The organism is Myroides sp. C15-4 (assembly GCF_050522745.1).
GTDB lineage: Bacteria > Bacteroidota > Bacteroidia > Flavobacteriales > Flavobacteriaceae > Flavobacterium.
The window spans coordinates 120,791-146,602 of the sequence record NZ_JBMVQX010000006.1 but is presented as its reverse complement, the minus strand read 5'-3'; the positions used below and the strand labels follow the sequence as shown (position 1 = coordinate 146,602).

Annotated in this window: 28 protein-coding genes; 18 read left to right on the top strand and 10 right to left on the bottom strand. The window is 37.9% G+C overall.

What is annotated here, in order from left to right; translation table 11 throughout:
• Positions 1 to 109: 109 nt before the first annotated feature.
• On the bottom strand, positions 110 to 1,453 hold the full coding sequence (locus tag ACPDHL_RS04835) for an HTTM domain-containing protein (RefSeq protein WP_430531656.1): 1,344 nt from the start codon (positions 1,451 to 1,453) through the stop codon (positions 110 to 112).
• Positions 1,392 to 2,345 (bottom strand): bifunctional riboflavin kinase/FAD synthetase, encoded by a 954-nt coding sequence (locus ACPDHL_RS04830; RefSeq protein WP_430531655.1) that lies wholly within the window; start codon positions 2,343 to 2,345, stop codon positions 1,392 to 1,394. The genes ACPDHL_RS04835 and ACPDHL_RS04830 overlap by 62 nt, the downstream gene beginning before the upstream one ends.
• A gap of 143 nt (positions 2,346 to 2,488) precedes the next feature.
• On the opposite strand from ACPDHL_RS04830, the gene ACPDHL_RS04825 reads away from it, so the two are divergent.
• Positions 2,489 to 3,301, top strand: coding sequence for an endonuclease/exonuclease/phosphatase family protein (locus ACPDHL_RS04825; RefSeq protein ID WP_430531654.1), 813 nt, complete (start codon positions 2,489 to 2,491; stop codon positions 3,299 to 3,301).
• 60 nt (positions 3,302 to 3,361) lie between these two features.
• Here the strand turns inward: ACPDHL_RS04825 and ACPDHL_RS04820 are convergent, their stop codons facing one another.
• The 4 genes from ACPDHL_RS04820 to rimP form a co-directional block, all read right to left on the bottom strand.
• Positions 3,362 to 4,033: a zinc metallopeptidase gene (locus ACPDHL_RS04820; RefSeq protein ID WP_182626071.1), complete on the bottom strand. Its 672-nt coding sequence runs from the start codon at positions 4,031 to 4,033 to the stop codon at positions 3,362 to 3,364.
• 132 nt (positions 4,034 to 4,165) lie between these two features.
• On the bottom strand, positions 4,166 to 7,162 hold the full coding sequence (infB, locus tag ACPDHL_RS04815) for a translation initiation factor IF-2 (RefSeq protein WP_182625858.1): 2,997 nt from the start codon (positions 7,160 to 7,162) through the stop codon (positions 4,166 to 4,168).
• Between the two features lie 51 nt (positions 7,163 to 7,213).
• Complete coding sequence (gene nusA / locus ACPDHL_RS04810; RefSeq protein ID WP_182625859.1) at positions 7,214 to 8,452, bottom strand: transcription termination factor NusA; 1,239 nt, start codon at positions 8,450 to 8,452, stop codon at positions 7,214 to 7,216.
• Positions 8,453 to 8,463: 11 nt separating this feature from the next.
• On the bottom strand, positions 8,464 to 8,931 hold the full coding sequence (rimP, locus tag ACPDHL_RS04805) for a ribosome assembly cofactor RimP (protein ID WP_430531653.1): 468 nt from the start codon (positions 8,929 to 8,931) through the stop codon (positions 8,464 to 8,466).
• A 179-nt stretch (positions 8,932 to 9,110) separates the two neighbouring features.
• On the opposite strand from rimP, the gene ACPDHL_RS04800 reads away from it, so the two are divergent.
• Positions 9,111 to 9,938 carry a universal stress protein gene (locus ACPDHL_RS04800; protein WP_430531652.1) on the top strand — a complete coding sequence of 276 codons (828 nt, stop codon included), beginning with the start codon at positions 9,111 to 9,113 and terminating at the stop codon, positions 9,936 to 9,938.
• Between the two features lie 637 nt (positions 9,939 to 10,575).
• On the opposite strand, the gene ACPDHL_RS04795 is transcribed toward ACPDHL_RS04800, so the two are convergent.
• The 4 genes from ACPDHL_RS04795 to ACPDHL_RS04780 all read right to left on the bottom strand — a co-directional run bounded on the left by ACPDHL_RS04795 (position 10,576) and on the right by ACPDHL_RS04780 (position 12,858).
• Entirely contained in the window at positions 10,576 to 11,403 is an 828-nt protein-coding gene (locus ACPDHL_RS04795; protein ID WP_255492344.1) for a mechanosensitive ion channel family protein, read from the bottom strand.
• Positions 11,384 to 11,614 carry a hypothetical protein gene (locus ACPDHL_RS04790; protein WP_182625862.1) on the bottom strand — a complete coding sequence of 77 codons (231 nt, stop codon included), beginning with the start codon at positions 11,612 to 11,614 and terminating at the stop codon, positions 11,384 to 11,386. The genes ACPDHL_RS04795 and ACPDHL_RS04790 overlap by 20 nt, the downstream gene beginning before the upstream one ends.
• Positions 11,614 to 12,198, bottom strand: a complete 585-nt coding sequence (locus ACPDHL_RS04785) for an RNA polymerase sigma factor (protein ID WP_182625863.1) — start codon at positions 12,196 to 12,198, stop codon at positions 11,614 to 11,616. The genes ACPDHL_RS04790 and ACPDHL_RS04785 overlap by 1 nt, the downstream gene beginning before the upstream one ends.
• Positions 12,199 to 12,264: 66 nt before the next feature.
• On the bottom strand, positions 12,265 to 12,858 hold the full coding sequence (locus ACPDHL_RS04780) for a riboflavin synthase (protein ID WP_430531651.1): 594 nt from the start codon (positions 12,856 to 12,858) through the stop codon (positions 12,265 to 12,267).
• A gap of 57 nt (positions 12,859 to 12,915) precedes the next feature.
• Here ACPDHL_RS04780 and pdxA point away from each other — a divergent pair, with 57 nt between their 5' ends.
• From pdxA to ACPDHL_RS04700, 16 genes are all read left to right on the top strand, one after another.
• Positions 12,916 to 13,986, top strand: coding sequence for a 4-hydroxythreonine-4-phosphate dehydrogenase PdxA (gene pdxA / locus ACPDHL_RS04775; RefSeq protein ID WP_182625865.1), 1,071 nt, complete (start codon positions 12,916 to 12,918; stop codon positions 13,984 to 13,986).
• A gap of 50 nt (positions 13,987 to 14,036) precedes the next feature.
• Positions 14,037 to 14,612: a YceD family protein gene (locus ACPDHL_RS04770; protein WP_430531650.1), complete on the top strand. Its 576-nt coding sequence runs from the start codon at positions 14,037 to 14,039 to the stop codon at positions 14,610 to 14,612.
• A 9-nt stretch (positions 14,613 to 14,621) separates the two neighbouring features.
• Entirely contained in the window at positions 14,622 to 14,819 is a 198-nt protein-coding gene (gene rpmF, locus ACPDHL_RS04765) for a 50S ribosomal protein L32 (protein WP_002989043.1), read from the top strand.
• 163 nt (positions 14,820 to 14,982) lie between these two features.
• Complete coding sequence (locus ACPDHL_RS04760) at positions 14,983 to 15,978, top strand: beta-ketoacyl-ACP synthase III (RefSeq protein WP_286465862.1); 996 nt, start codon at positions 14,983 to 14,985, stop codon at positions 15,976 to 15,978.
• Between the two features lie 36 nt (positions 15,979 to 16,014).
• Positions 16,015 to 16,503, top strand: a complete 489-nt coding sequence (gene accB / locus ACPDHL_RS04755) for an acetyl-CoA carboxylase biotin carboxyl carrier protein (RefSeq protein WP_286465860.1) — start codon at positions 16,015 to 16,017, stop codon at positions 16,501 to 16,503.
• A 66-nt stretch (positions 16,504 to 16,569) separates the two neighbouring features.
• On the top strand, positions 16,570 to 17,922 hold the full coding sequence (accC, locus tag ACPDHL_RS04750) for an acetyl-CoA carboxylase biotin carboxylase subunit (protein WP_286465858.1): 1,353 nt from the start codon (positions 16,570 to 16,572) through the stop codon (positions 17,920 to 17,922).
• A 205-nt stretch (positions 17,923 to 18,127) separates the two neighbouring features.
• The gene (locus ACPDHL_RS04745; RefSeq protein WP_182625872.1) at positions 18,128 to 18,328 is read left to right on the top strand and encodes a cold-shock protein; all 201 of its coding nucleotides are present in this window, start codon (positions 18,128 to 18,130) and stop codon (positions 18,326 to 18,328) included.
• Between the two features lie 209 nt (positions 18,329 to 18,537).
• A complete protein-coding gene (locus ACPDHL_RS04740) occupies positions 18,538 to 18,903 on the top strand; it encodes an NADH-quinone oxidoreductase subunit A (RefSeq protein ID WP_286465856.1) in 366 nt (121 codons plus the stop codon).
• Between the two features lie 12 nt (positions 18,904 to 18,915).
• Entirely contained in the window at positions 18,916 to 19,470 is a 555-nt protein-coding gene (locus ACPDHL_RS04735; protein ID WP_182625874.1) for an NADH-quinone oxidoreductase subunit B, read from the top strand.
• Positions 19,471 to 19,472: 2 nt separating this feature from the next.
• Positions 19,473 to 19,994 (top strand): NADH-quinone oxidoreductase subunit C, encoded by a 522-nt coding sequence (locus tag ACPDHL_RS04730; RefSeq protein ID WP_286465853.1) that lies wholly within the window; start codon positions 19,473 to 19,475, stop codon positions 19,992 to 19,994.
• A gap of 25 nt (positions 19,995 to 20,019) precedes the next feature.
• Positions 20,020 to 21,255 (top strand): NADH-quinone oxidoreductase subunit D, encoded by a 1,236-nt coding sequence (locus ACPDHL_RS04725; RefSeq protein ID WP_430531649.1) that lies wholly within the window; start codon positions 20,020 to 20,022, stop codon positions 21,253 to 21,255.
• A gap of 3 nt (positions 21,256 to 21,258) precedes the next feature.
• A complete protein-coding gene (gene nuoE, locus ACPDHL_RS04720) occupies positions 21,259 to 21,789 on the top strand; it encodes an NADH-quinone oxidoreductase subunit NuoE (RefSeq protein ID WP_430531648.1) in 531 nt (176 codons plus the stop codon).
• 4 nt (positions 21,790 to 21,793) lie between these two features.
• Positions 21,794 to 23,152, top strand: a complete 1,359-nt coding sequence (nuoF, locus tag ACPDHL_RS04715) for an NADH-quinone oxidoreductase subunit NuoF (protein WP_430531647.1) — start codon at positions 21,794 to 21,796, stop codon at positions 23,150 to 23,152.
• 34 nt (positions 23,153 to 23,186) lie between these two features.
• Positions 23,187 to 24,212, top strand: a complete 1,026-nt coding sequence (locus ACPDHL_RS04710; RefSeq protein ID WP_430531646.1) for a 2Fe-2S iron-sulfur cluster-binding protein — start codon at positions 23,187 to 23,189, stop codon at positions 24,210 to 24,212.
• Positions 24,213 to 24,223: 11 nt separating this feature from the next.
• Positions 24,224 to 25,255, top strand: coding sequence for an NADH-quinone oxidoreductase subunit NuoH (gene nuoH, locus ACPDHL_RS04705; RefSeq protein WP_430531645.1), 1,032 nt, complete (start codon positions 24,224 to 24,226; stop codon positions 25,253 to 25,255).
• 6 nt (positions 25,256 to 25,261) lie between these two features.
• Complete coding sequence (locus tag ACPDHL_RS04700; protein ID WP_430531644.1) at positions 25,262 to 25,810, top strand: NuoI/complex I 23 kDa subunit family protein; 549 nt, start codon at positions 25,262 to 25,264, stop codon at positions 25,808 to 25,810.
• Positions 25,811 to 25,812 lie beyond the last annotated feature (2 nt).

Sequence of the window (25,812 nt, the reverse complement as noted above, 5' to 3'; positions counted from 1 at the left end):
AAACCATTTATTACTATATTTAATAATGAAGTTAATGTTTAAAAACGGTCAACCATATTTAGGGACGTTCACCACTCTCCACTCTCCATTCACCACTTTCCACTCACCCCTAAAAAGGTTTAGGCAAGATCCACGTACTATGACCGAAATAATTCCAAGACTCATTCGCTAAATCAACTGTAGGGTCGATATATTGACTATAGGCTCTACCGTTAATTGACACCCAGCTATCCGCATAAACAGCGACGTCTATCCCGAGGTCTGCATATTCTTTTTTGATGTATTGTGCCATTTGCCAGATCATATCCGAGGTATTCAATCGGGTGTCTTGTTTATCGCTCAAGACGTTTTGCGAATTATAAAAGCTGCGTTCACCTGTCTTTTTATTTTCAACGATAAAGGTGGTATAGCCCCCTCTAGAACGCAACATCATGCGCCAACTTAAACGATGTGCTTCATCGGTCCACAAGATATCTCCTTCGATAAAATGTTGGCGTAAAGGCAAAGCAAATTGAATAAACATAAACACTGCTAAAAAGCCCAACACAGGTTTACTTAACTGAGGGGTTGCAAAAGGTTCTGTTTGTTCAACTGCAGCTTTCTTTTTCAAGAAAATACGTCTAATTTGATCCGACGGATAGAAAAACAAGGCAAATGTCAGAGCAAAATAAGGAAATATTCCAATGTGCAAAGTCGCTGAATTAAACAAATGGAAGATAAAAGAGGCGACCAACGCCAAAGTACGCGTGCGTTTCCACAGCAAAGCAGGCACGATCAATCCATCGAAAATAATACCCAAATAGGCAATAATCAGGTAAAACTCTTTTTGAGTAAATACATTTTTAAAACCATCGGGAATATTCGCTGATTGGTACATAATTTCAGTAAACGTACCATCAAGCCAATCAGGATAAAACTTAGCAATTGTGCCATAAATGTAGAGCACACTCACTTGGAAAATAAAAATCCAATTAAAATACAGGGGCATGGACAGTTCTTCTTTGACGCGATTCGCTTTTACATCTAGTGATTTATACGAAGCCGCAGGCAAGAAGCACATGTATACACAAATGATCAACAACAGATAGTAATGGTTGTTATACGATGTTTTTTGTAAGTAATAGGCACCCGCCCAAAGGAGCGTCAATAGCGGCATCGTCCACTTATAGCGATAGCCCAACATAACAGCGAGTGAAACTAATCCCATAACAAAGAAATACACATACATTTGCGGCCCAACCAGCAGCTGTAAGAAATCCATGTAAATATGAGAAAACGTAAGTTTAACATCTACAAGATTGATTCTCACCCAGCCTGTAGCAATTGCTCCAAAGGATTCACAAGCAAATAGAAAACCAAAAAAGATTCTGAAAATAATTAAAGGGGCATTATCAATGGGTTGAAGGGCTTTTTTCCACATAGCGGTTAAAATATGCTCGCGTCGCTTGTTCATCCATTTTCAGTTGTTCGACAAGCGCCTCTAGCGAATTAAATTTTTGTTCATCTCTAATGCGATCCAAGATACGAACTTTAAGCGTCTTATCATATAAATCACCAGACCAATCTAGGTAATTTACTTCTACTGTATGGGGATGGTCAACAAAGGTAGGATTGATACCAATACTCATCATTCCTTTGACATTTACTCCATCAATTTCCGATTCAACCACGTAAATCCCATTTTGTGGAATCATTTTATACGATTCTGATATTTCGAAATTAGCCGTTGGAAAACCAAGCGTACGGCCTAGTTTCTTCCCGTGAATTACACGACCAGAGAAATAGTATTCATGTCCTAAAAACTCATTAGCTAGGGCGATATTCCCAGCTTCTAAAGCGGTTCGAATCTTTGTAGAACTAATGGACACATGATCAATTTCCTGAGCCGAAATTTCTTCTACTTCAAATCCATAACGCGCACCAAAACGCTTTAAGTCGTGAATATCTGCCGTTCGATTCTTTCCAAAACGGTGGTCATAACCGATGATGATTTTAGAGATATTAAACGTATCGACTAATACTTGTTTGACAAAGTCTTCCGCACTTAAATTGGCAAAATCTAAATCAAATTTTTGCACGACTAAGTTGTGCAATCCCAAATCAGCTAAAAGTTCCTGCTTCTCCTCCAGTGTATTTAATAAGCGAATACCGTGATCCTGCTTGAGTACCATACGCGGATGAGGAAAGAAGGTCAATACTAAACTTTCAGCATCCAATATAGTAGCAGCATCTACTAATTTTTTTATAATCATTTGATGTCCAACATGAACCCCGTCAAAGGTTCCTAAGGTTGCGACAACTTTTTTATCGGTTTTAAATTCGCCAATGGAAGAAAATACTTTCACAATGATAACTTTAGTCTTTTAAAGGGATTTTACTTAATTTCGCCCCGTTTTTCTAAACAAAATTTCGAACCGTAAAAATACTTCATTTTTTACAAATCACCTTAAATATTACACAATAATACGCCCAATCTAAAGTAATTAACATGCCTAATTGTATCAAAACCACCCTGGTTTTTTTATTTGTATTTGCCCCTTTACTGTTGTTCGCTCAAGTTAAAATTATGACTTGGAACTTAAAAAACTTAGGAAGTAGTAAAACCGAAGAACACATCAGCTATATGGCTAAAATAATGAAGCAAGCGGATATTGTGGCTATTCAGGAGATTGTCACCAATCCCAGTGGAGCACAAACGCTTGCTGCCTTACACGAGGAGCTCAATCGCAAAAGTGGCGCCAAATGGGAGTATGCGTTAAGCGATCCTACCGTAAGTTCGCCCTATCGTTCTGAGCGCTATGCGTATTTGTGGAAAACTAAACAGGTAAAACTACAAAAGAAAGCTTTTTTGGATCCAACCTATCAGGAAGAAATTGAACGAGAGCCCTATATGGCAACTTTTCAGTACAAGGATATTGAATTTACCCTTGTCAATTTACACGCTTTACCCAAGAAACACCAACCGGAAAAAGAAATCAAATACCTGAAGTTTCTACCTGAAGTGTACAAGGATAAAAATCTTATTTTTCTAGGCGATTTTAATACGCCAGAATCGCATTCGGTATTCAATCCTCTTAAAAAGCAAGGATATACACCAGCCTTTACGCAACAAAAGACCTCGCTGCGTCAGAAGTGTATTCAGGGAGATTGTTTGGCCAATGCGTATGACAATATCTTTCTTCAACAAACGCACTTTACTGTTAAGTCAACCAAAGCACTCTTATTTTTTGAGGATTTTGACACGATAAAAGAAGCAAACAAGATCTCAGATCACATTCCGCTACTCATCGAAATACAATAAAAAAAGGATTTCGTTAGAAATCCTTTTTAAAACAATTAAAATATAATAAAAAACAGTTATTTACCTTCTATTCATGTAAATCATGACGTAGTATAATAAAGTACCTAAAGAAGATATTGCAGCGACTACATAGGTCCTAGCCGCCCATTTCAACGCATCTTTAGATCCTACTAATTCTTGTGGTGTCACGATATTTTTAGCTTCTAACCACTTCAATGCACGGTTACTCGCGTCGTATTCTACTGGTAGCGTAATAAACGAAAACAGCGTTGTTAGAGCGAATAATACGATACCCAATAAAAGCAATTGTGGAAAGGTTTTAATCAATAAAACACCACCAATTAACACGAAGGGCATAAACTTAGAGGACACTTCTAAAACAGGCACCATTTTAGAACGCATGGTCAACCAAGAGTACGCTTGTGCATGTTGTACGGCGTGTCCTACCTCGTGTGCTGCTACAGCAGCCGCTGCGGCATTACGCTGATTGTAAACGGCCTCACTTAAATTTACTGTCTTATCCATCGGATTGTAATGATCCGTCAATCTTCCCGGCGTGGAAATCACGCGAACGTCTCTGATTCCATGATCGAAAAGCATTTTTTGGGCAATTTCTGCACCACTCATACCATTCTGTAAATGTACCTCAGAATACTTCTTAAACTTTGTCTGTAAACGATTACCCACCCACCAGCTGACAAGCATCATGGCAATCATAAAACCCCATATCATCATAGATATCACAATTAATGTTCACTATGTAAAATAGCAAATGGCGCGCCAAATAAAAAAAGCTGTCATCTTGTCATAAAAAAAGAGAGATTCTTGCGAATCTCTCTTTGCTATAGGGTAGTAAAAATCGGCTTATTTAAGCTTTTTCTTCACTTCTACTTCTTGGAATGCTTCGATCGTATCGTACTCCTTGATATCGTTGTAGTTCTTGATTTGGATACCACAATCATATCCTTTCGATACTTCTTTCACGTCATCTTTGAAACGTCTAAGTGCCGTAAGTTCACCTGTATAGATTACAACTCCCTCGCGGATTAAGCGGATTCTAGAATTACGGAAGATTTTTCCATCAATAACCATACATCCTGCAATTGTACCCACTTTAGAAATTTTGAATAGCTCTCTAATTTCAGCTGTACCTGTAACTTCTTCTTTCAACTCTGGAGATAACATACCTTCCATTGCGTCTTTCAAGTCGTCAATTGCGTCATAAATGATTGAGTAGTTGCGGATATCGATTTCTTCTTTATCAGCTAACACCTTAGCCGAAGCCATTGGACGTACGTTGAATCCGATAATAATCGCATCTGATGCAGAAGCTAACAATACGTCAGATTCTGTAATTGCACCCACTCCTTTGTGAATAATATTGATTTGAATTTCTTCTGTTGACAATTTAGAGAAGGAATCAGAAAGTGCTTCAACAGATCCATCCACGTCTCCTTTTAGGATAATGTTCAACTCTTTGAAATCTCCTAATGCGATACGACGTCCGATCTCTGCTAAGGTAATGTGTCTTTGTGCACGAACGGACTGCTCACGTAACAATTGCGTACGTTTAGCGGCAATTTGCTTTGCTTCTTTCTCTTCTTCAAATACGTTGAATTTGTCTCCTGCTCCTGGCGCACCATCTAATCCCAATACAGAAATTGGTCTTGAAGGTCCTGCCTCTTGTACAGCATTTCCACGCTCATCGTGCATAGCACGTACTTTACCGTGGTTACATCCTGCTAATAGGTAATCTCCTACTCTTAATGTACCTGCTTGTACTAATACCGTAGACACATATCCACGTCCTTTATCTAAATAAGCCTCAACAACTGTTCCGGATGCCAATTTATCTGGATTTGCTTTTAACTCTAACATCTCTGCTTCAAGTAAAACTTTCTCCAACAATTCTTTCATTCCGATCCCTTGTTTAGCTGAGATATCTTGTGATTGGTACGTACCTCCCCATTCTTCAACCAGTAAATTCATCGAAGCTAATTTCTCTTTAATCTTCTCTGGATTTGCTGTTGGCTTATCCACTTTATTGATCGCAAAAATGATAGGTACTCCTGCAGCTTGTGCGTGACTGATTGCCTCTTTAGTTTGTGGCATGATGTCATCATCCGCTGCAATAACGATAATTACGATATCGGTTACTTGTGCTCCACGTGCACGCATAGCGGTAAACGCCTCGTGTCCTGGAGTATCTAAGAAGGTAATTTGTTGACCATTCTCTAACGTTACTCCATACGCACCGATATGTTGTGTAATTCCTCCAGACTCTCCTGCAATTACGTTGGCTTTACGCACATAATCCAATAAAGAGGTCTTACCGTGATCCACGTGTCCCATCACGGTAACGATAGGTGCACGAGGTTTTAGATCTTCTGGTCTATCTGGAGTCTCTTCAATTGCTTCCTCTAAGTCAGCAGTAGTAAAGTCTACTTCGAAACCAAATTCATCCGCCACAATAGTCAACGTTTCTGCATCCAGACGTTGATTCATTGTAACCATGATACCCAACGACATACAAGTTCCAATTACTTTAGTAATCGGCACATCCATCATGGTAGCAATTTCACCTACTGTAACGAATTCCGTTACTTTAAGCACTTTGTTACCTGCTTCCAATGCTCTTTGTTCCTCGTCTGATTTTTTACGGTGAACATCGCGTTTATCTCTACGATATTTAGCTGCTTTGGAACGATTTCCTTTTCCTTGTAAACGCTCAAGCGTTTCTTTAATTTGGTTTTTAACTTCTTCATCCGTTGGCTCAGCTTTTACAACTGGAGCATTTCTACGGTTGTTGTTGTTATTCTTATTGAATTTACCATTGTTTCCACCTGGGCGATTTGCGTTGTTTCCACCTGGGCGGTTTGCGTTATTTCCACCTGGGCGGTTTGCATTGTTCCCCCCTGGTTTATTTGTGTTTCCACCTGCATTGTTCTGGTTTGTTCCAGCCCCTTCTGTAGCAGGTTTAGCAATACGTTTTCTTTTATTTCTACCAGCAACATTGCCCTTTTTGTCATCCTTCTTCTCTTCCTTCTTCTTCTTAGGCTTGTCAAACTGAGATAAATCGATCGTTTGCCCTGTAAATGTAGTTCCCGAAAGTTTTTGATAGTTCGTTTTGATGATTTCATCACCTAATTTCGCATCAACCTTATCGTCTTCCACTACTCTAGTTTCTTCGTTTGCTACTTTAGCAGACTCCTTCTGTTGCTTTTCTTCCACAGGTTTGTCTTTTACTTTTGATTCTTTATTCGCTACTTTTTTAGCTTCAACTTTCTTTGTCGTATTTTTTGCTGAATCAGTTTTAGAATCGACATTAACCTTAGCAGCAGGAGTAGCTTCTACTTTCTCCTCTACTTTTTCTTGTGCAACGCTTTCTTTCGCAACTGGTTCTTCTCTCTTTACAGGCTCAGCTTTAATCTCTTCTTTCTCCACAACTTTGTCAGATACAGCTGAAGAAGTTTCTAAAGTTTTTTTAGGTTCAAGATCAATTTGACCCACAGTTTTAATCGCAACTTGCTCTTCTGCTTTGGCTCTAATGATCTCTTGTTCTTTCTTGATACGAGCTTGTTCTTCTTGTTTTCTCTTTTCTTCTAATTCGCGTTCACGCTCAATTTTAAGCGCTTCCTTTTCTTTTCTCTTCTCTTCACTTACTTCAATAGAAGCTTCCTTTTTCCCTCTATCAGCAGAAAACTGTTTATTAAGAACGTTGAATTCTTCTTGTGAAATCTTAGCATTTGGTGTTGCTTCAATTTCATACCCTTTGCCTTTCAAAAAGTCCACGGCTCTATCTAGAGAAATATTTAATTCCCTTAAAACTTTATTTATTCTTATTGCTCTTTCTTCAGACATATTATCTTTTTAGTGTATTATTTGTGTTGTGTTGTTAATAGAAGTGTTGATTTAATCTTCAAACTCTTCCTTAAGAATACGGAGCACCTCTTGAATGGTCTCTTCTTCTAAGTCCGTGCGTTTGATTAACTCTTCAACACTCAAGTTCAACACGCTTTTTGCTGTATCCAATCCAATCTTCGCAAACTCTTCAATTACCCATACATCGATTTCATCGCTGAATTCTCTTAATTCAACATCGTCATCTTCAGGGTTTAATTCACGCATCACATCGATATCAAATCCCGTTAACATTCCGGCTAACTTAATGTTTTGCCCTCCTTTACCAATTGCTCTAGAAACCTCTTCTGTATCTAAATATACATTTGCTTTTTTGGTCTCTTCATCAAATACGACTTTATTTACTTTCGCTGGTGCTAATGCACGTTTGATAAACAAATCTGTATTTGCAGTGTAATGAATCACATCGATATTTTCATTTCCAAGTTCTCTAACGATTCCATGGATACGCGATCCTTTCATTCCCACACAAGCTCCAACAGGATCAATGCGATCATCTGATCCTTCTACAGCAATTTTTGCTTTTTCACCTGGGATACGAACGACTCTCTTTACGAAAATCTTGTCTTCTCCGATCTCCGGGATCTCTTGTTCTAACAATCTTTCTAAGAATCTGTTAGACGTTCTAGACATGATAATTTGAGGTTTTGCTCCTTTCAATTCAACAGCCTCAATAATTCCTTTTACAGTATCTCCTTTTCTGAAAAAGTCAGAAGGAATTTGTTTTTCTTTTGGCAAAACGATTTCATTTCCTTCATCATCCATCAAAATTACAACTTTTGGGCGAATATGATGCACTTCTGCGACGTAAATCTCTCCGATTACCTCTTTAAACTGCTTATATAGTGTAGCATTGTCATGCTCTGTCACTTTTGAATTCAAATATTGACGTAAAGCTAAAACAGCTCTTCTTCCAATATCTTCTAATTTTACTTCTTCTGAAACTTCTTCCCCTACTTCGAAATCAGATTCAATTTTTCTTGCTTCACTTAATGAAATTTCGTATTTCTCATCTTCAACTTCCCCGTCATTTACAACGATTCTGCTTCTAAACACCTGGAAATCTCCTTTATCAGGGTTAATAATGATATCGAAATTATCGTCATCGCCATATTTCTTTTTCAATGCATTGCGGAATACATCTTCTAAGATGGCCATTAACGTAACTCGGTCAATGTATTTTAACTCTTGAAATTCTGAGAACGATTCTACTAAACCACTATTCTCCATCTGATATTTTTTTAAAATGAAATTATTATACTAGCTTCTTTTATATTTTCGAATGGTATAACAGCTTCTTTTTCAACTGTAACCTTTCCTTTTCCAACAGCTTTAGCCTCACGGGCCTTCCACTGTAATACGATCGATGCATCTCTGACTTCAGCTATTGTCGCCTCGTATTTCTCTTGATCCAACGTAACTAATTTTACTTTTCGACCAATATTTTTGTTATACTGACGCAATAACTTCAACGGTGATGTAGCTCCCGCAGAGGCAACTTCTAAACCGAAATCATATTCATCTCGGTCTAAATTGTGCTCAATAGCTCTACTTACATCGATACAGTCTTGCAAATTAACCCCGTGATCCCCGTCTAAGATTACCATAATCTTATTATCTGGAGATATTGTCATTTCAATCAAAAACAACTCTTGCTTCTCAGCTAAAGCCGCATCCAACAACTCTTGTACTTTGTTTTTAAATGTCATATGCTATAAAAAGAGGGGACTATTACGTCCCCTCATTATTTAACTTCTTTAATAAATAACGGTGCAAATATACTATTTTTTTTGTACTAATAAAAACTTTTGTGTATTGATAATTATATGCTTAAATTTAGAACACTAAAAAAACATGTTAATCACTTAATCCACTTTTATACGTAATTATGAAAAAAATACTAATACCTACAGATTTTTCACAACAAGCACAAAACGCGATTAAAGCAGGGGTGAATTTTGCAAAAAAACACAACGCTGAAATCATTCTACTACACATCCTCGATTTGCCTCAAGAAGCAAGTGATGGTATTAGTAAAGGTACACCTGCTCCCGAAGTGATGTTTTTCAAAAATGCAGCAGAACAAAAATTACAACAAATTGCATTAGATCCATTATTCGACGGATTAACTGTTTCGACTAGCTTGATTCTAGATCGCACCTCTCAAGGAGTAACCAAATCAGCAGTACACAACGAAGTTGATCTTATCGTAATGGGATCACACGGAGCTAGCGGAATGAAAGAGTACTTTGTAGGATCCAACACACAAAAAGTAGTTCGCACCTCTCCAGTACCTGTATTTGTAGTTAAAGGAGAATTTGACGACAACTGCATCAAAGACATCGTTTTCGCTTCTGACTTCACTAGTGAAATGAAAGATTCTTTCAAAAGCACATTAGCGCTAAACAGAATTGTCGGTGCTGATTTACACCTATTAATGGTCAACACACCGAATAGCTTTAAACCTACCCATGTGGCAGAAGAAACCTTAGATACGTTCTTAGAAGATATCACAGACAAAGAATTTGATTTGAGTATCTACAACGACATCAATGTTGAAAAGGGAATCTTAAACTACTGTAAAAAAATAGACGCAGACTTAATCGCCATTGCAACGCATGGCCGTACTGGTTTGGCGCACTTCTTTAACGGAAGTATTAGTGAAGACTTAGTAAACCACTCCCCTATTTCTGTTTTGACATTCAAAATTGACTAGTTGGAGAAGGGAGATGAGAGAAGGGAAATGAGAGAAGGAGATGAGTAAAAATACGCAATAGAAAAAGGGCAATCTTAAATGCAAGATTGCCCCTTTTTTATGTCTTATTGTAACTGAACAACGATTTAACTCTAGACTTAGTTCAAGACTTCTCCAACCTTTCTTCGACAATGCTAGGAGAATCCTTGGGAAAAACAGCTTTTTGTCGAAGGAAGCTCGAAGGAGTCACGAAGAAAGATCCAAGCACTCCTAATTGAAATTCCTATCGTTCACCCCCTAACTTAAATCACGCATTACGATTCACGCATCTCCCCCTGAAGGAGATGAGTAAAAATAGGCAATAGAAAAAGGGCAATCTTAAATGCAAGATTGCCCTTTTTTATGTCTTATTGTAACTGAACAAGGATTTAACTCTAGACTTAGTTCAAGACTTCCCCAACCTTTCTTCGACAATGCTAGGAGAATACTTGGGAAAAACAGCTTTTTGTCGAAGGACGATCGAAGGAGTCACGAAGAAAGATCCAAGCACTCCTAATTGAAATTCCTATCGTTCACCCCCCTAACTTAAATCACGCATTACGATTCACGCATCTCCCTTTTCCCTTCTCCCTTTTCCCTTCTCCAAAAAAGGCCTTTTTTATTTTAATATTTCAATATGACTTTCCGAAACAGTCTTAATTGGAATATAATTTTTCTTTCCTTCCACCAATAGACACAGGTAGATATTATCAATCGAGATAACATAGCCTTTCAATCCATCGATAGCGATGTATTGTCCTACTTCTAAATTCTTTCTAGCATAAAACGAATACAATAATTTTGTCACTACATCTTTCGCGCCTAATCCTAAAGACAAAGCAACCGTAAGTAAGATAGCTCCTATTATAATAGAGATGTTACTGGTAATAATAGAGGTATCAATTCCCATTTGATTCAAAGTCGTAATCACCACAAAAATCAAAATCAAATAGAACAGAATATTGCCAATCATACGAGCACCGACAAAATCAACGGCTTTAAGTACTTCAACGATGACTTTCTTGATCCAAGACGCAAAGTAAAGCCCTCCAATAAAGATCAACAAAGCGACGAACAATTTAGGCACAAACATCATCAAATTACCGATTTCGCGGGAAACGATAGCTAAACCAAACAGCTCGGCCCCAATAAGCACCATGAGAAACACCAAGAATACTTTTACAAAAAAGAGTAAAATCGCATCGACTTTTACCCGAATCTTAATTTTACCTAAGAACTCATTATCATCTAATCCCTCTTGAATTTTATCTAAGCGAATCAGCTTAAATAGCTTTCGAAGGATGTAGGAAAACAGCTTCAACAACAACCAACACAGGAGGACGTATCCTGCAATTAGCAGAAAACCAAAAATGCCTTTGACAAGTGAATTCATCACGTCGTTAATCATTTCGCTAGGATATTCAAAACTATATAATTTCTCCATCATGATCTTCTTTTTTAATTTTTTCTATTATTTTCTTTTCTTTTTCTTTATCAATATCTCCCATAAATGACTCCACTACTTTGGGTACCTGAACGGTATATAGCTCTGATACATCTAGGGATAACTTAATAAAATTCAAATTGTCAATCACCCGATCTTTCAGATAGTCCGGCAATTTCTCGTCTTGCAGTATTTTCTTAAAAGGATTCTCCATTATGACAACGAATTATATAATTCCACAATTTTCTTTTTAGCCCTGTGCAATCGCATCTTAACCGCACTTTCACCTAATTCTAGCAGCTGTGCGATATCTTTAATTGACTTATCATCTTGATATTTCATCAACAAAACGATCTTATCTTCAGGGTCGATTAATCCTAGTGCTTCTTGAAGCTTTTCAACAGTGAGTGAAAAGATTTCTTCATCAGTTACTTCCTCATCCGCAGTAGAAACATATAGCGTTTCTTCCTGCAATTCCACGTTATCTCTTTGCCGCCTCAAAATAGACTTTGAATAGTTAACGCAATGATTATACGTAAATGAATAAAGCCAGGTTGAAAATTTTGCTTCTCCTCTAAACGACTTTAAATTGAGGTATAATTTCACGAAAACATCCTGCGTCAAGTCTTCTGCAGCATCCCGGGATTCAGCAAATCCCAAACATTTCTGATATACTTTTTGACCGTACCGATCATAGAGAATACCAAACAAACTTGTATTTCCATTGTGAATAATGAATTGAACCAATTCTTCATCCGTCATCGAAACAAAGTTTTGACTTTGCACATTCATTCTCATATTATTGTTTTACTATTCAAATGTAATGTAAGTTAACAAACACATTTCAACTTTAACACTGAATTGTTAAACATTCCTAACTTGTAACAGTTTTTCAACATATTTTCCAATCACGTCAAATTCGAGATTTACGCAATCGCCTAGGCGATAATGTTTAAAAATGGTGTGCTCTTTGGTATAGGGTATAATCGCTACACTAAAGGTGTTAATTCCCGAATCTACTACGGTTAAACTCGTACCATCAATGGTAATAGATCCTTTGGAAATCGTAATATGTGTAGCTTTTGGGTCATATTCAAATCCATAATAGGTACTTCCATCGGCGTCTTCAATAGACACACAACGTCCAACCAAGTCTACATGTCCTTGCACAATATGTCCATCCAAACGCGCATTAGCTAACATGCCACGCTCTAAATTAATTTCTTGTCCAACAGTCCACTGTCCCAATGTTGTTACATCGATGGTCTCCTTAATAGCAGTCACAGTAAAGGTTTCCTCAGTCAAAGCCACAACCGTTAAACAAATACCGTTATGCAAAACGCTCTGATCTACTTTCAATTCATTGACGAATGAACAGCCAACTGTGAGGTGTATATTCTCCTTTTCTTTGACAATATTTTTAATGATTGCAATTTCTTCAACAATTCCTGTAAACATTACTCCATTTATTTTATTAAATTTGTTTTCAAAATTACTAATAATTTATACGAAACTATGAGCCATAAAGAAGAAAATGTTAGGGTAGGAATATCAATAGGCGATTTAAATGGTATTGGCCCCGAAGTTATCCTTAAATGTTTCGAAGACAATAGAATGCTAGAGCTTTGTACTCCCGTTATCTTTGGTAGTTCAAAACCCTTATCATATATCAAAAAGAACATCAATAGCAATGTGAATTTTCAGGGCATTGACAGTTTAGACCAAACCGTTCCAGGTAAGCTGAACGTATTAAATTTGTGGAAGGAAAACGTAAACATCAATTTTGGTGTGAACGATCCTGTGGTCGGTGATTATGCAATTAAATCTTTTGTTGCCGCTACAGAAGCGTTAAAAAACGGGACGATTGACTTGCTTGTTACGGCTCCCATCAACAAATACAACAGCCAATCGGAGGAGTTTAAACATCCAGGACACACCAATTACCTCAATGAGCAATTGGAGGGTCATGCTTTAATGCTTTTAGTGAGCGACAATCTAAAAGTTGGATTGTTAACCGATCACCTTCCTTTACAAGACGTTGCACAAGCGATTACAGCGGAACGCATCATCGAAAAAGTAAAAACGGTACGAGAAGCTTTAATAACCGATTTCAACATTTTCAATCCGCGCATTGCAGTTTTGGGGCTTAATCCACATGCAGGAGACGAAGGTGTCATTGGTGTAGAAGAACAAGAAATCATGAAACCAACCTTAACAAAACTAGCAGAGGAAGGCATCCTCGTATCAGGACCCTTTCCAGCGGACGGATTTTTTGGTTCGCAACTATACAACAGCTTTGACGCTGTCATTGCCTGTTATCACGACCAAGGATTGGCTCCTTTCAAAGCGTTGTCATTTAGCAAAGGGGTGAATTACACCGCAGGTTTAAACAAGATTAGAACCTCTCCAGACCACGGAACGGCTTATGACATCGCAGGAAAAAACCTAGCTGATCCTACTTCTTTTCGCGAGGCCTTGTATCTAGCCCTCGATGTTTTCAGAAACCGAAACCGAAATATCGAAGCTAAGAGCAATCCCTTAATGCCCCAAGAAAAAGAAAATAATACAAAAAAATTTGATAATTAGCTTGTAATAATAATAATTTTTTATCTTTGCACGCTCAAATCATGTATTTGATGAATACCGAAAAAACATATTCGATATCCTTTATTGGATTGAAAAATGGAGAACATACTTTTGAATACCAAGTAGATAGTAATTTTTTTAAACATTACAATTACGATGATTTCAACAGTATACAAGCAAATATTAGCGTTCTTTTAAATAAAAAAGCTACCCTTTTAGAGATTAATTTGAAAGCAAAAGGGATTGCAAATGTACCTTGTGACGTTACAAATGAGGACTTTGATCTTCCAATTGAGAATGAATTTAACCTCATTGTCAAGTTTGGAGAGGAATTCAACAACGATCACGATGAAGTACTAATTATACCATTTAATGAGTATGAGATCAATCTTACTCAGTATATATACGAATTAGTAGCCCTTGCAATTCCAGTAAAGCGAGTTAGTCCTGAAGCAGCAGAAGACGAATTTGACGAAGATGAATTCGATTTTTTATTTGACAGTGACGAGGAAGACGAAGACATTGACCTAGAAGATTCACAAGCGGAGTCCGCCGATGAAGATTCAGAAAATGAAGATATAGACCCTAGATGGGAAAAATTAAAAAAACTATTAACGGATAAATAATATAGTAAAATGGCACATCCTAAGAGAAAGACCTCGAAAACAAGAAGAGATAAAAGAAGAACACACTACAAAGCTGTAGCTCCAACTATCGCTACTTGTCCTGTTACTGGTGAAGCTCACTTATTCCACAGAGCTTACTGGCACGAAGGAAAACTTTACTACAGAGGACAAGTTGTAATTGATAAAACAACAGCAGTAGAAGCATAAGCTTTTCAAAAAAACACAATAAACTCTCACAGTGTGTGAGAGTTTTTTTTTGTTGAAATTTACTGAGACAACGAGTTTTAAGACTTAAAAAAGCTCCAATTCGTTTTTTTTTTGTAATTTTCGCTTCTTTTTGGAATGTTTTTATAAAGTAAAGCAACACCATATGACAAAAATACATGCAGCCATTACTGCAGTTGGTTGTTATTTGCCTGAGACAAAGTTGACCAACGCGGATTTAGAAAAAATGGTTGAAACCAACGACGAGTGGATTACCTCTCGAACAGGAATTAAAGAACGACGAATTCTTAAAGAACCTGGCAAAGGAACTTCCCACATGGCTATTAAAGCTGCGGAAGACTTAATTAAAAAATCGGGAATAGATCCAAAAGAGATAGACCTAGTTCTATTGTCAACAGCAACCCCTGATATGCCTGTAGCAATTACAGGTGTATACGTAGCTACTCAAATTGGCGCAACCAATGCATTTGCCTTTGATCTACAAGCTGCTTGTTCAAGCTTCTTATATGGGATGTCTGTTGCCTCTGCTTATATTGAATCTGGTAAATACAAAAAAGTATTGTTAATTGGATCAGACAAAATGTCTTCGATCATCGATTATACCGATCGCGCTACGTGTATCATCTTTGGTGATGCTGCCGGAGCCGTACTATTTGAACCCAATACCGAAGGTTACGGAATTATGGATGAATACCTAAGAAGTGACGGAATCGGAAGAGAATATTTAAAAATTGACGCTGGTGGTTCTATTTTACCAACAAGCGCAGAAACAGTAGCCAACAGACAACACTATGTGTTCCAAGATGGAAAAACTGTTTTCAAATATGCCGTATCCAACATGGCAGATGTGAGCGAAAAAATCATGCAACGCAACAATTTAACGCATACCGATATCAATTGGTTAGCGGCACATCAAGCCAATAAACGCATCATCGATGCTACTGCACATCGCATGGGACTAGACGAATCTAAAGTCTTACTGAACATTGAGCGATACGGAAATACAACCTCTGCTACTTTACCCCTATTACTGTGTGATTACGAAAGCCAATTGAAAAAAGGTGATAATATCATTTTTGCTACATTTGGTGGTGGATTCACGTGGGGATCAATATACCTAAAGTGGGCTTACAATAGTTAAATTAATTTAGAAAAAACAACTAACCAATACATTAGTATGGACATTAAAGAAATTCAAAACCTAATCAAATTCGTAGCGAAATCAGGAGCTACAGAAGTAAAATTAGAAATGGATGATTTTAAAATCACCATCAAAACAACAGAAACAGGAAGCACTGAAACAACGTATATCCAACAAGTTCCAGTAGCGCAATCTATGCCACAAGCAGCTGTAGCTACTCCAGCGGCAGCTCCAGTAGCAACTGATGCTCCTGCAGCGGCAGCTCCAGCAGGAGAAGATGCAAAATACATTACTGTAAAATCTCCAATCATTGGAACATTCTACAGAAAACCAGCACCAGATAAAGCTCCATTCGCTGAAGTAGGAACTGTAATCAAACCTGGCGATGTCGTTTGTGTTATTGAAGCAATGAAGTTATTCAACGAAATTGAATCTGAAGTTTCAGGTAAAATTGTAAAAATCTTAGTTGACGATTCGTCACCTGTTGAGTTTGATCAACCTTTATTCTTAGTTGACCCATCTTAAGAAATTAGACAACCCTTCTCTGCTTGCAAAGAAGAAAAGTAAAATTAGAATTTAAAATTTCAGAAGATGTTTAAAAAAATATTAGTAGCTAATAGAGGTGAAATTGCTTTACGCATCATTAGAACGTGTAAAGAAATGGGAATTAAAACTGTAGCGGTTTATTCAACTGCAGATGCAGATAGTCTTCACGTACGCTTCGCTGATGAAGCTGTATGTATTGGACCTGCTCCCTCAAACCTATCATATTTAAAAATTTCCAACATTATCGCTGCAGCTGAAATCACAAATGCTGATGCGATACACCCAGGATATGGCTTCTTAGCTGAAAATGCAAAGTTTTCTAAAATCTGTCAAGAGCACGGAGTAAAATTTATCGGTGCCTCTCCAGAGATGATCGAGAAAATGGGAGACAAAGCAACAGCAAAAGAAACAATGAAACTAGCTGGAGTACCTACGGTTCCAGGTTCTGATGGGTTGTTAGAATCTTTAGAACACGCAAAAAAAACAGCCAAAGCCATTGGTTACCCTGTGATGATGAAAGCAACTGCTGGAGGTGGTGGAAAAGGGATGCGTGAGATCTTCAAAGAAGAAGAAATAGAAAAAGCTTGGGAAAGTGCACGTCAAGAAGCAGCTGCTGCTTTTGGAAATGACGGAATGTACATGGAAAAACTAATCGTTGATCCTCGTCACATCGAAATCCAAGTAGTAGGAGATTCTTATGGAAAAGCTTGTCACTTATCTGAAAGAGACTGTTCGATCCAAAGACGTCACCAAAAACTTACGGAAGAAACTCCTTCTCCATTCATGACAGATGAATTGAGAGACAAAATGGGATTAGCTGCTGTAAAAGCTGCTGAATTCATCAAATATGAAGGAGCAGGAACGATTGAGTTCTTAGTGGACAAAGATCGCAACTTCTACTTCATGGAAATGAATACGCGTATCCAAGTAGAGCACCCAATCACAGAGCAAGTAATTGATTACGATTTAATTCGCGAGCAAATCTTAGTGGCTGCAGGTGTGCCTATTTCTGGTAAAAACTACACGCCAAAATTACACTCGATCGAATGTCGTATCAACGCAGAAGATCCATTCAATGACTTTAGACCTTCTCCAGGAAGAATCACAACGTTGCATGCACCAGGAGGACATGGTGTGCGTTTAGATACACACGTATACTCAGGGTACTCTATCCCGCCTAACTACGATTCAATGATTGCTAAGTTGATCACAACTGCTCAAACAAGAGAAGAAGCAATTAACAAAATGAAACGTGCATTAGATGAGTTTGTTATCGAAGGAATCAAAACAACAATTCCGTTCCACAGACAGTTGATGGACGATCCAAACTACAAAGCAGGAAACTATACAACGGCTTTCATGGAATCATTCCACATGAAACCATTAGAAGAAGAATAATCGCAAGATGCCAATACAAATAGAGGGAACTAAATTTAGTTCCCTCTATTTTTTTCTAAAAATACCCCTTTTAAAGCGTTGAAAACACAAGAAAAATTAAAAAAAAGACAAGTGGGAATATTTTTTAATAAAAAATTCAAATTCAACCCCTTTAGACACTAAAAAAACTATATATTTGGTGTTCTAATATTTTTATTTTTTTAAAATGCACACAGGCGTAATTAAATTCTTCAACGAAGACAAAGGATTTGGTTTCATTACAAATGAAGCTACTAAACAAGACATCTTTGTTCACATCACTGGTTTAAAAACAAAGAACGTAGAACAAGGTAACCGCGTTTCTTACGAAGAGGAACAAGGTAAAAAAGGGCTTATTGCCACTAATGTACAAGTGATAGAAGATTAAGAATATATATATAATTTTCCGTTACAGTAAAGCTATCTAATTTCGATTAGGTAGCTTTTTTTTATGCTCATATCTACTATTTATAATTAATCTAAATACATATTGCACAATATTAAAGATTTAGCCCAACACCTAGAGTTCTAAAGCTTTGTTAAGACGATCTAGGGCTCTATATTTGTATGTTGTATTCTAACATAAAACTTGTACTTATGCAATCAAGTCAACTCGATTTTATACCAATTTTAATGCAAATTGCACTGGCTGCGGGATTTGTAGCAGTGACGATATGGGTCTCAGGTAAACTAGGACCTAGAAAAAAATCAAAAATCAAGGATAGTACTTGGGAATGTGGACTAGAATCATTGGGAAACGCACGTATTCCTTTTAACGTAAAATATTTCTTAGTCGCTATTCTCTTTGTTTTATTTGATGTTGAAGTGGTATTCCTTTACCCTTGGGCGATGAACTTTCAAGAATTGGGATGGGATGGATTTGCTAAGATGGGAATTTTCTTATTCCTGTTATTAGTTGGACTATTATATGAATTTAAAAAGAAAGGTCTCGAATGGGATTAAAAAACTAGGAAGATGAGCGATAAAAAATATAAAACAGTAGAAGCTCCTGAAGGATATGTGGGAGAAGGTTTTTTTGCTACGAAATTAAGTGAAGTAGTTGGTTTGGCACGTTCGAATTCGATGTGGCCTTTACCTTTTGCGACTTCATGTTGTGGTATTGAATTTATGGCGACGATGGCTGCTACGTATGACATTGCGCGTTTTGGATCAGAGCGTATGAGTTTCTCTCCTAGACAAGCAGATATGTTGATGGTTATGGGTACAATTTCCAAAAAAATGGCCCCAATCTTACGCCAAGTATACGAACAAATGGCTGAGCCCAAATGGGTAATCGCCGTAGGTGCATGTGCCTCTTCTGGTGGGATTTTTGATACATACTCTGTACTACAGGGTATCGATAAAGTAATCCCCGTAGATGTTTATGTACCTGGCTGCCCTCCTCGACCTGAACAAATCTTAGATGGCGTTATGCGATTACACGAAATCGTAAAAGCAGAATCGATCTACAGACGGGGTACAAAAGAATACGATGAGTTATTAAAATCTTATAACATAGAAAGTAAATAAATATGGCATTAGATAATCAAATCATTCAAAAGGCTTTAATCGATCAATTTGGTTTATCGGTTAAGGAATTTCACGAACAGCACGACATGCTTATTTTCGAAGTCGCGCCTGAAACGCTTCACGCCGTTGTTGAGTTTTTGAAAGACAATGACCAAATGAATTTCAACTTTCTAACCGATGTTTGCGGTGTTCACTACCCAGACTCAGAAGAAGATCGTCAATTAGCTGTGGTGTACCATATGCACAACTGGATGGACAATGTTCGCATTCGCTTCAAAACCTTTTTGAGCAGCAAAAATCCAACCGTAGATTCGGTGACCGATTTATTTAAATCAGCAAACTGGCAAGAAAGAGAAACGTATGATTTTTACGGCATCAAATTCAAGAACCATCCACAGTTAAAACGCATTTTAAATATGGATGAAATGGAATCTTTCCCGCTGCGCAAAGAATTTCCAATGGAAGATGAAGGAAGAACAGACAAAGACGATCGTTTCTTTGGTAGAACGATTCACAATTGTTAATAACAACTGATTAAGATTTACGATTATGTCAGATTTATTATTACCGCCAGAACAAAGATACGCGAAGCTTATAGAGGAAAAGTTTAAAGAAGATGGTACAGAGTTACAAATCTTAAACTTAGGTCCTACGCACCCAGCTACGCATGGTATCTTTCAAAATATTATCCTGTTAGATGGGGAAAAGGTATTAGATGGAGAAGGGACAGTGGGGTATATCCACCGTGCTTTTGAAAAGATAGCCGAAAACCGACCGTTCTATCAAATTAACGTCCTAACGGATCGTTTGAACTACTGTTCATCGCCAATCAACAACACGGCTTGGTGGTTAACAGTTGAAAAGGCATTGGGTATCGATATTCCAAAACGCGTCCAATATATGCGTGTAATTATCATGGAATTAGCGCGTATTGCCGACCACATTATCTGTAGCTCTGTAATGGGTGTGGATACAGGAGCCTTAACGGGTTTCTTATACGTATTCCAATACAGAGAAAAAATATACGAAATATACGAGGAAATTTCAGGTGCACGATTAACAACCAATATGGGTAGAATCGGTGGTTTCGAAAGAGACTGGAGTCCTGCAGTTTTTCAAAAAATAGAAGAGTTTTTAGCTGAATTCCCTGCTATTTGGAGCGAATTTGAAGGCTTGTTAACTCGAAACAGAATCTTCATGGATCGTACTATTGGCGTAGGTGGAATCTCAGCAGAAGAGGCAATTAACTTTGGATTTACAGGTCCAAACTTACGTGCTGCTGGTGTAGATTATGACGTTCGTGTGGCAACACCATACTCTTCTTATGAAGACTTTGACTTTGAAATTCCCGTAGGAACTTCTGGTGACTGTTACGATCGTTTTTGCGTGCGCAATGCCGAAGTATGGGAAAGTATGAAAATTATTCGTCAAGCCTTGGATAAAATGCCTGAAGGCCCTTTCCACGCTGATGTTCCAGAATACTATCTCCCTCCAAAAGAAGATGTGTATACCAACATGGAAGCGCTAATTTATCACTTCAAGATTGTAATGGGTGAAGTTCCTGTTCCCGTAACGGAACTGTATCACGCCGTAGAAGGAGGAAATGGAGAATTAGGTTTCTACCTCATTACGGATGGAAGTAGAACCCCGTATCGATTGCATTTTAGAAGACCTTGTTTTATCATTTACCAAGCGTATAATGACATTGTAAAAGGAGGTATGTTATCAGATGCGATTATTACTTTATCAAGTTTAAACATCATTGCAGGAGAATTAGACGCTTAAATCATGGAAACGAAGAAATACAAACAAAATATAAATATCACGCCTGAACTTCAACAACGCATTGACGAATTGTTGAGCCACTACCCTGCTGACAAAAAGAAATCAGCGCTTTTGCCTGTGTTACACGCAGTACAAGATGCGCATGATAACTGGATCAGCGTAGAATTGATGGATAAAGTAGCGGAGATATTAGAAATTTCATCGATCGAAGTATACGAAGTAGTTACCTTTTATACAATGTACAACCAAAAACCAATGGGTACGTATACGTTCGAGTTCTGCTTAACTTCATGCTGTGGCATCCGAGGAGCAGATGATATGATGGAATACGCTTGTGAAAAACTAGGTATTAAACCAGGAGAAACAACACCGGATGGGTTATTTTCTGTAGTTGGTGTTCAATGTCTGGGCGCATGTGGGTATGCACCAATGATGCAACTTGGCGACTTCTATAAGGAACACTTAACAGCAGATAAAATCGACCAAATCATTGCTGATTGTAAAGCAGGAAAAGTAATTCTTCACGACAAATAGTACTATGGCGACAAAAATATTATTAGACAAGATCAATATCCCTGGGATAAAATCATATGAGGTATATCGTCAAAATGGCGGATATGCATCGGTTGAAAAAGCTTTGAAAACCATGGCTCCCGATGATATTACGGAACAAGTAAAAGCATCAGGACTACGAGGACGTGGAGGTGCGGGATTCCCCGTAGGTTTAAAATGGAGTTTCATCGACAAAAAATCAGGTAAACCAAGGCATTTAGTATGCAATGCCGATGAGTCAGAACCGGGTACATTCAAAGATAGATACTTAATGGAATACATTCCCCATTTGTTAATTGAGGGAATGATTACGGCAAGTTATGCTTTAGGGGCAAACTTATCGTATATCTATATTCGCGGTGAATATATGTGGGTATTTAAAACCCTTGAGCGAGCCATCAAAGAGGCCTATGCCGCAGGATGGTTGGGTAAAAATATTCTAGGAACAGACTACTCTTTAGATTTACACGTACACTGTGGTGCAGGAGCGTATATCTGTGGAGAGGAAACAGCCCTAATTGAATCTTTAGAAGGAAAACGAGGAAATCCTCGTATCAAACCTCCTTTCCCTGCAGTAAGTGGTTTATGGGGAAATCCAACCGTAGTAAACAACGTTGAATCCATCGCTAATATTCCTTGGATTGTCAACAATTCAGGAGATGAGTATGCTAAAATTGGTTTGGGACGTTCTACAGGTACAAAATTAATCTCGGCTTCTGGACACATCAAAAAACCAGGAGTTTACGAAATTGAGATGGGAATTACAGTAGAAGAATTTATCAATTCTGACGAATACTGTGGCGGTATGATGGATGACAGACCTATTAAGGCTTTAATTCCTGGAGGGTCTTCCGTGCCAATCTTACCGGCTCATTTAATATATAAAACCGCCAATGGTGAAGATCGTTTAATGACGTATGAATCTTTATCTGATGGAGGTTTTGAAACAGGATCTATGTTGGGTTCTGGAGGGTTTATCGTGTACAATGATACGGCTTGTATCGTTCGAAACACCTGGAACTTTGCTCGTTTCTATGCGCATGAAAGCTGTGGACAATGTTCACCTTGTCGCGAGGGAACGGGTTGGATGGAGAAAGTATTGCACCGCATTGAAACAGGACAGGGAACCATGGATGACATTGACCTGTTGTGGAACATACAAAGCAATATTGAAGGAAATACGATTTGTCCACTAGGAGATGCTGCGGCTTGGCCAGTAGCTGCTGCTATTAGACATTTTAGAGCCGAGTTTGAATATCACGTTTTATTCCCTGAAAAAGTAAAAGATAGAAATCACTTTGTACAAGAACCTTTTTCAAGCGTAAAACAACTGATTAATAAATAATTCACGCTAATTTTTTAGCTAAAAAGCACAATTTATGAAAGTTACTATAGACGGACATGAAATAGAAGTAGAACCAGGAACATCCATTCTACAAGCAGCAAGAATGATTGGTGGGGAATCTGTTCCACCAGCAATGTGCTATTACTCAAAACTAGAGGGAACAGGAGGAAAATGTAGAGCTTGTTTAGTGGAAGTTTCCAAAGGTAGTGAAGCAGATCCACGTCCGATGCCCAAACTAATGGCTTCTTGTAAAACAGGAGTTATGGATGGTATGGAAGTAAAAAGTATCTCTTCGCCACGAGTTTTAGAAGCAAGAAAAGCAGTAACTGAATTTCTTTTGATCAATCACCCGTTGGATTGCCCTATTTGTGATCAAGCAGGAGAATGTGATTTGCAAAACTTGGCCTTTCAACACGGAAAAGAACAAAAAAGATACCAAGAGGAAAAGAGAACGTTTGAACCTGAAAATATTGGAGACAATATCCAATTGCACATGAACCGCTGTATTCTGTGTTACCGTTGTGTAAAAACAGCAGAACAACTAACAGACAAACGCGTTCACGGTGTATGTGGTAGAGGGGAACACGCGCAAATTTCTACGTATATTTCAGCCGCTATCGACAATGAATTCTCTGGAAATATGATCGACGTATGTCCAGTTGGTGCTTTAACAGACAAAACCTTCCGTTTCAAATCGCGTGTTTGGTTCAACAAACCCTACAATGCGCACCGAAACTGTCCGACTTGTTCTGGGAAAGTGACCTTATGGATGTTTGGAGAAGAAATTCAACGTGTAACAGCACGCAAAGACGAATTCCATGAAGTAGAAGAATTTATCTGTAATTCATGCCGATTCGACCACAAAGAAACAAGTGATTGGGTTATTGAAGGACCGCGAAAATTCGAAAAATTCTCTGTTATTAATCAAAATAACTACACCAAGAAATTAGATCACGTAGTGATTAAAACAGAAGAGCATATTTTAGAAGGACGTGAGCAAGATCGCAAAAAGATCAGTATGAAAGCGATCCCTTTGACGAACGAAGAATCTAAAGAATAAAACGGTATAAAATGGATAAAGCTATTATTATTGATAAAGCAGTTATTATTGTAGTTGTATTCGCAATTACAATGCTTATGGCGATGTATGCTACGCTAGCTGAGCGAAAAATCGCAGCGTGGATACAAGATCGTTTAGGTCCAAACCGTGCAGGTAAAGGAGGGGTTTTACAACCTTTGGCCGATGGTTTAAAACTATTCGCTAAAGAGGAATACGAACCTACTACGCCTAACCGATTCTTATTCAAATTTGGTCCTTTCTTGGCAATGACACTAGCTTTAATGACTAGTGCTGTACTGCCTTGGGGAGATAAATTTGTCCTATTTGGAAGAGAAATTATTCTGCAAGCAGCAGATCTTAACGTCGGAATCTTATACGTTCTTGCGGTACTTTCTGTTGGTGTTTACGGGATTATGATTGGGGCTTGGGCGTCCAATAACAAATATTCATTGATGAGTGGTATTCGTGCGGCTTCTCAAATGATTTCATACGAAATTGCTATGGGACTTTCCCTTATTTCTTTGCTGTTAATCACACAAAGTATGAGTATGAGAGAAATTGCCCTACAACAAAGCGGAATGAATTGGAACGTATTTTATCAACCTATTGGGTTTTTAATCTTCCTCATTTGTTCTTTTGCAGAAACGAATAGAGCTCCTTTTGACTTAGCGGAATGTGAGCAAGAGTTAATCGGTGGATTCCACACCGAATATTCATCCATGAAAATGGGATTCTATTTATTTGCTGAATATGCGAACTTATTTATTTCTTCAGCGATCATTGCAGTACTATTCTTTGGAGCGTATAACTATCCAGGTATGTCATGGGCCGTTGAAAATTGGGGGGTAAATATTGCAAATGTATTGGGAATTATTGCCCTATTTGTAAAGATCTGTTTTTTCATCTTTGTTTATATGTGGGTACGTTGGACCTTACCGCGTTTCCGTTATGACCAATTGATGAACTTAGGATGGAAAACCTTAATCCCATTGGCATTATTGAACTTAATCGTTACAGCTGTTGTAATCTTACTATTAAACTAATTAAACATGTCATCAACTACTACATATTCTTTATCAGGAAGAAAGAAGATGGTTTCGAATAAGAAACTAACTTGGAGCGAGCGCATCTACTTGGTTGCGATTTTCAAAGGAATGATGGTTACCTTAAAACACATGTTTAAGAAAAAGGTGACAATTTCTTATCCTGAACAAACGCGTCCATTTAGCCCTGTTTACCGCGGTAGACACACCCTAATGCGCGATGATGAGGGAAGAGAGCGCTGTACGGCTTGTGGTTTATGTGCCTTATCCTGTCCTGCAGAAGCGATCACGATGAAAGCAGCAGAACGCAAACCAGAGGAGAAACACCTATACCGCGAAGAAAAGTATGCAGAGATCTATGAAATCAATATGCTGCGTTGTATCTTCTGTGGATTATGTGAAGAGTCTTGTCCAAAACAAGCCATTTACTTAACCAAATCTGGTGCAATTACCAAAGCAGATGTTACACGTGAAAACTTCATCTACGGAAAAGATAAATTAGTTATGCCTTTAGAGGCTGCTATTGCTAATACAAACAAACAGAATCAAGCGTAATT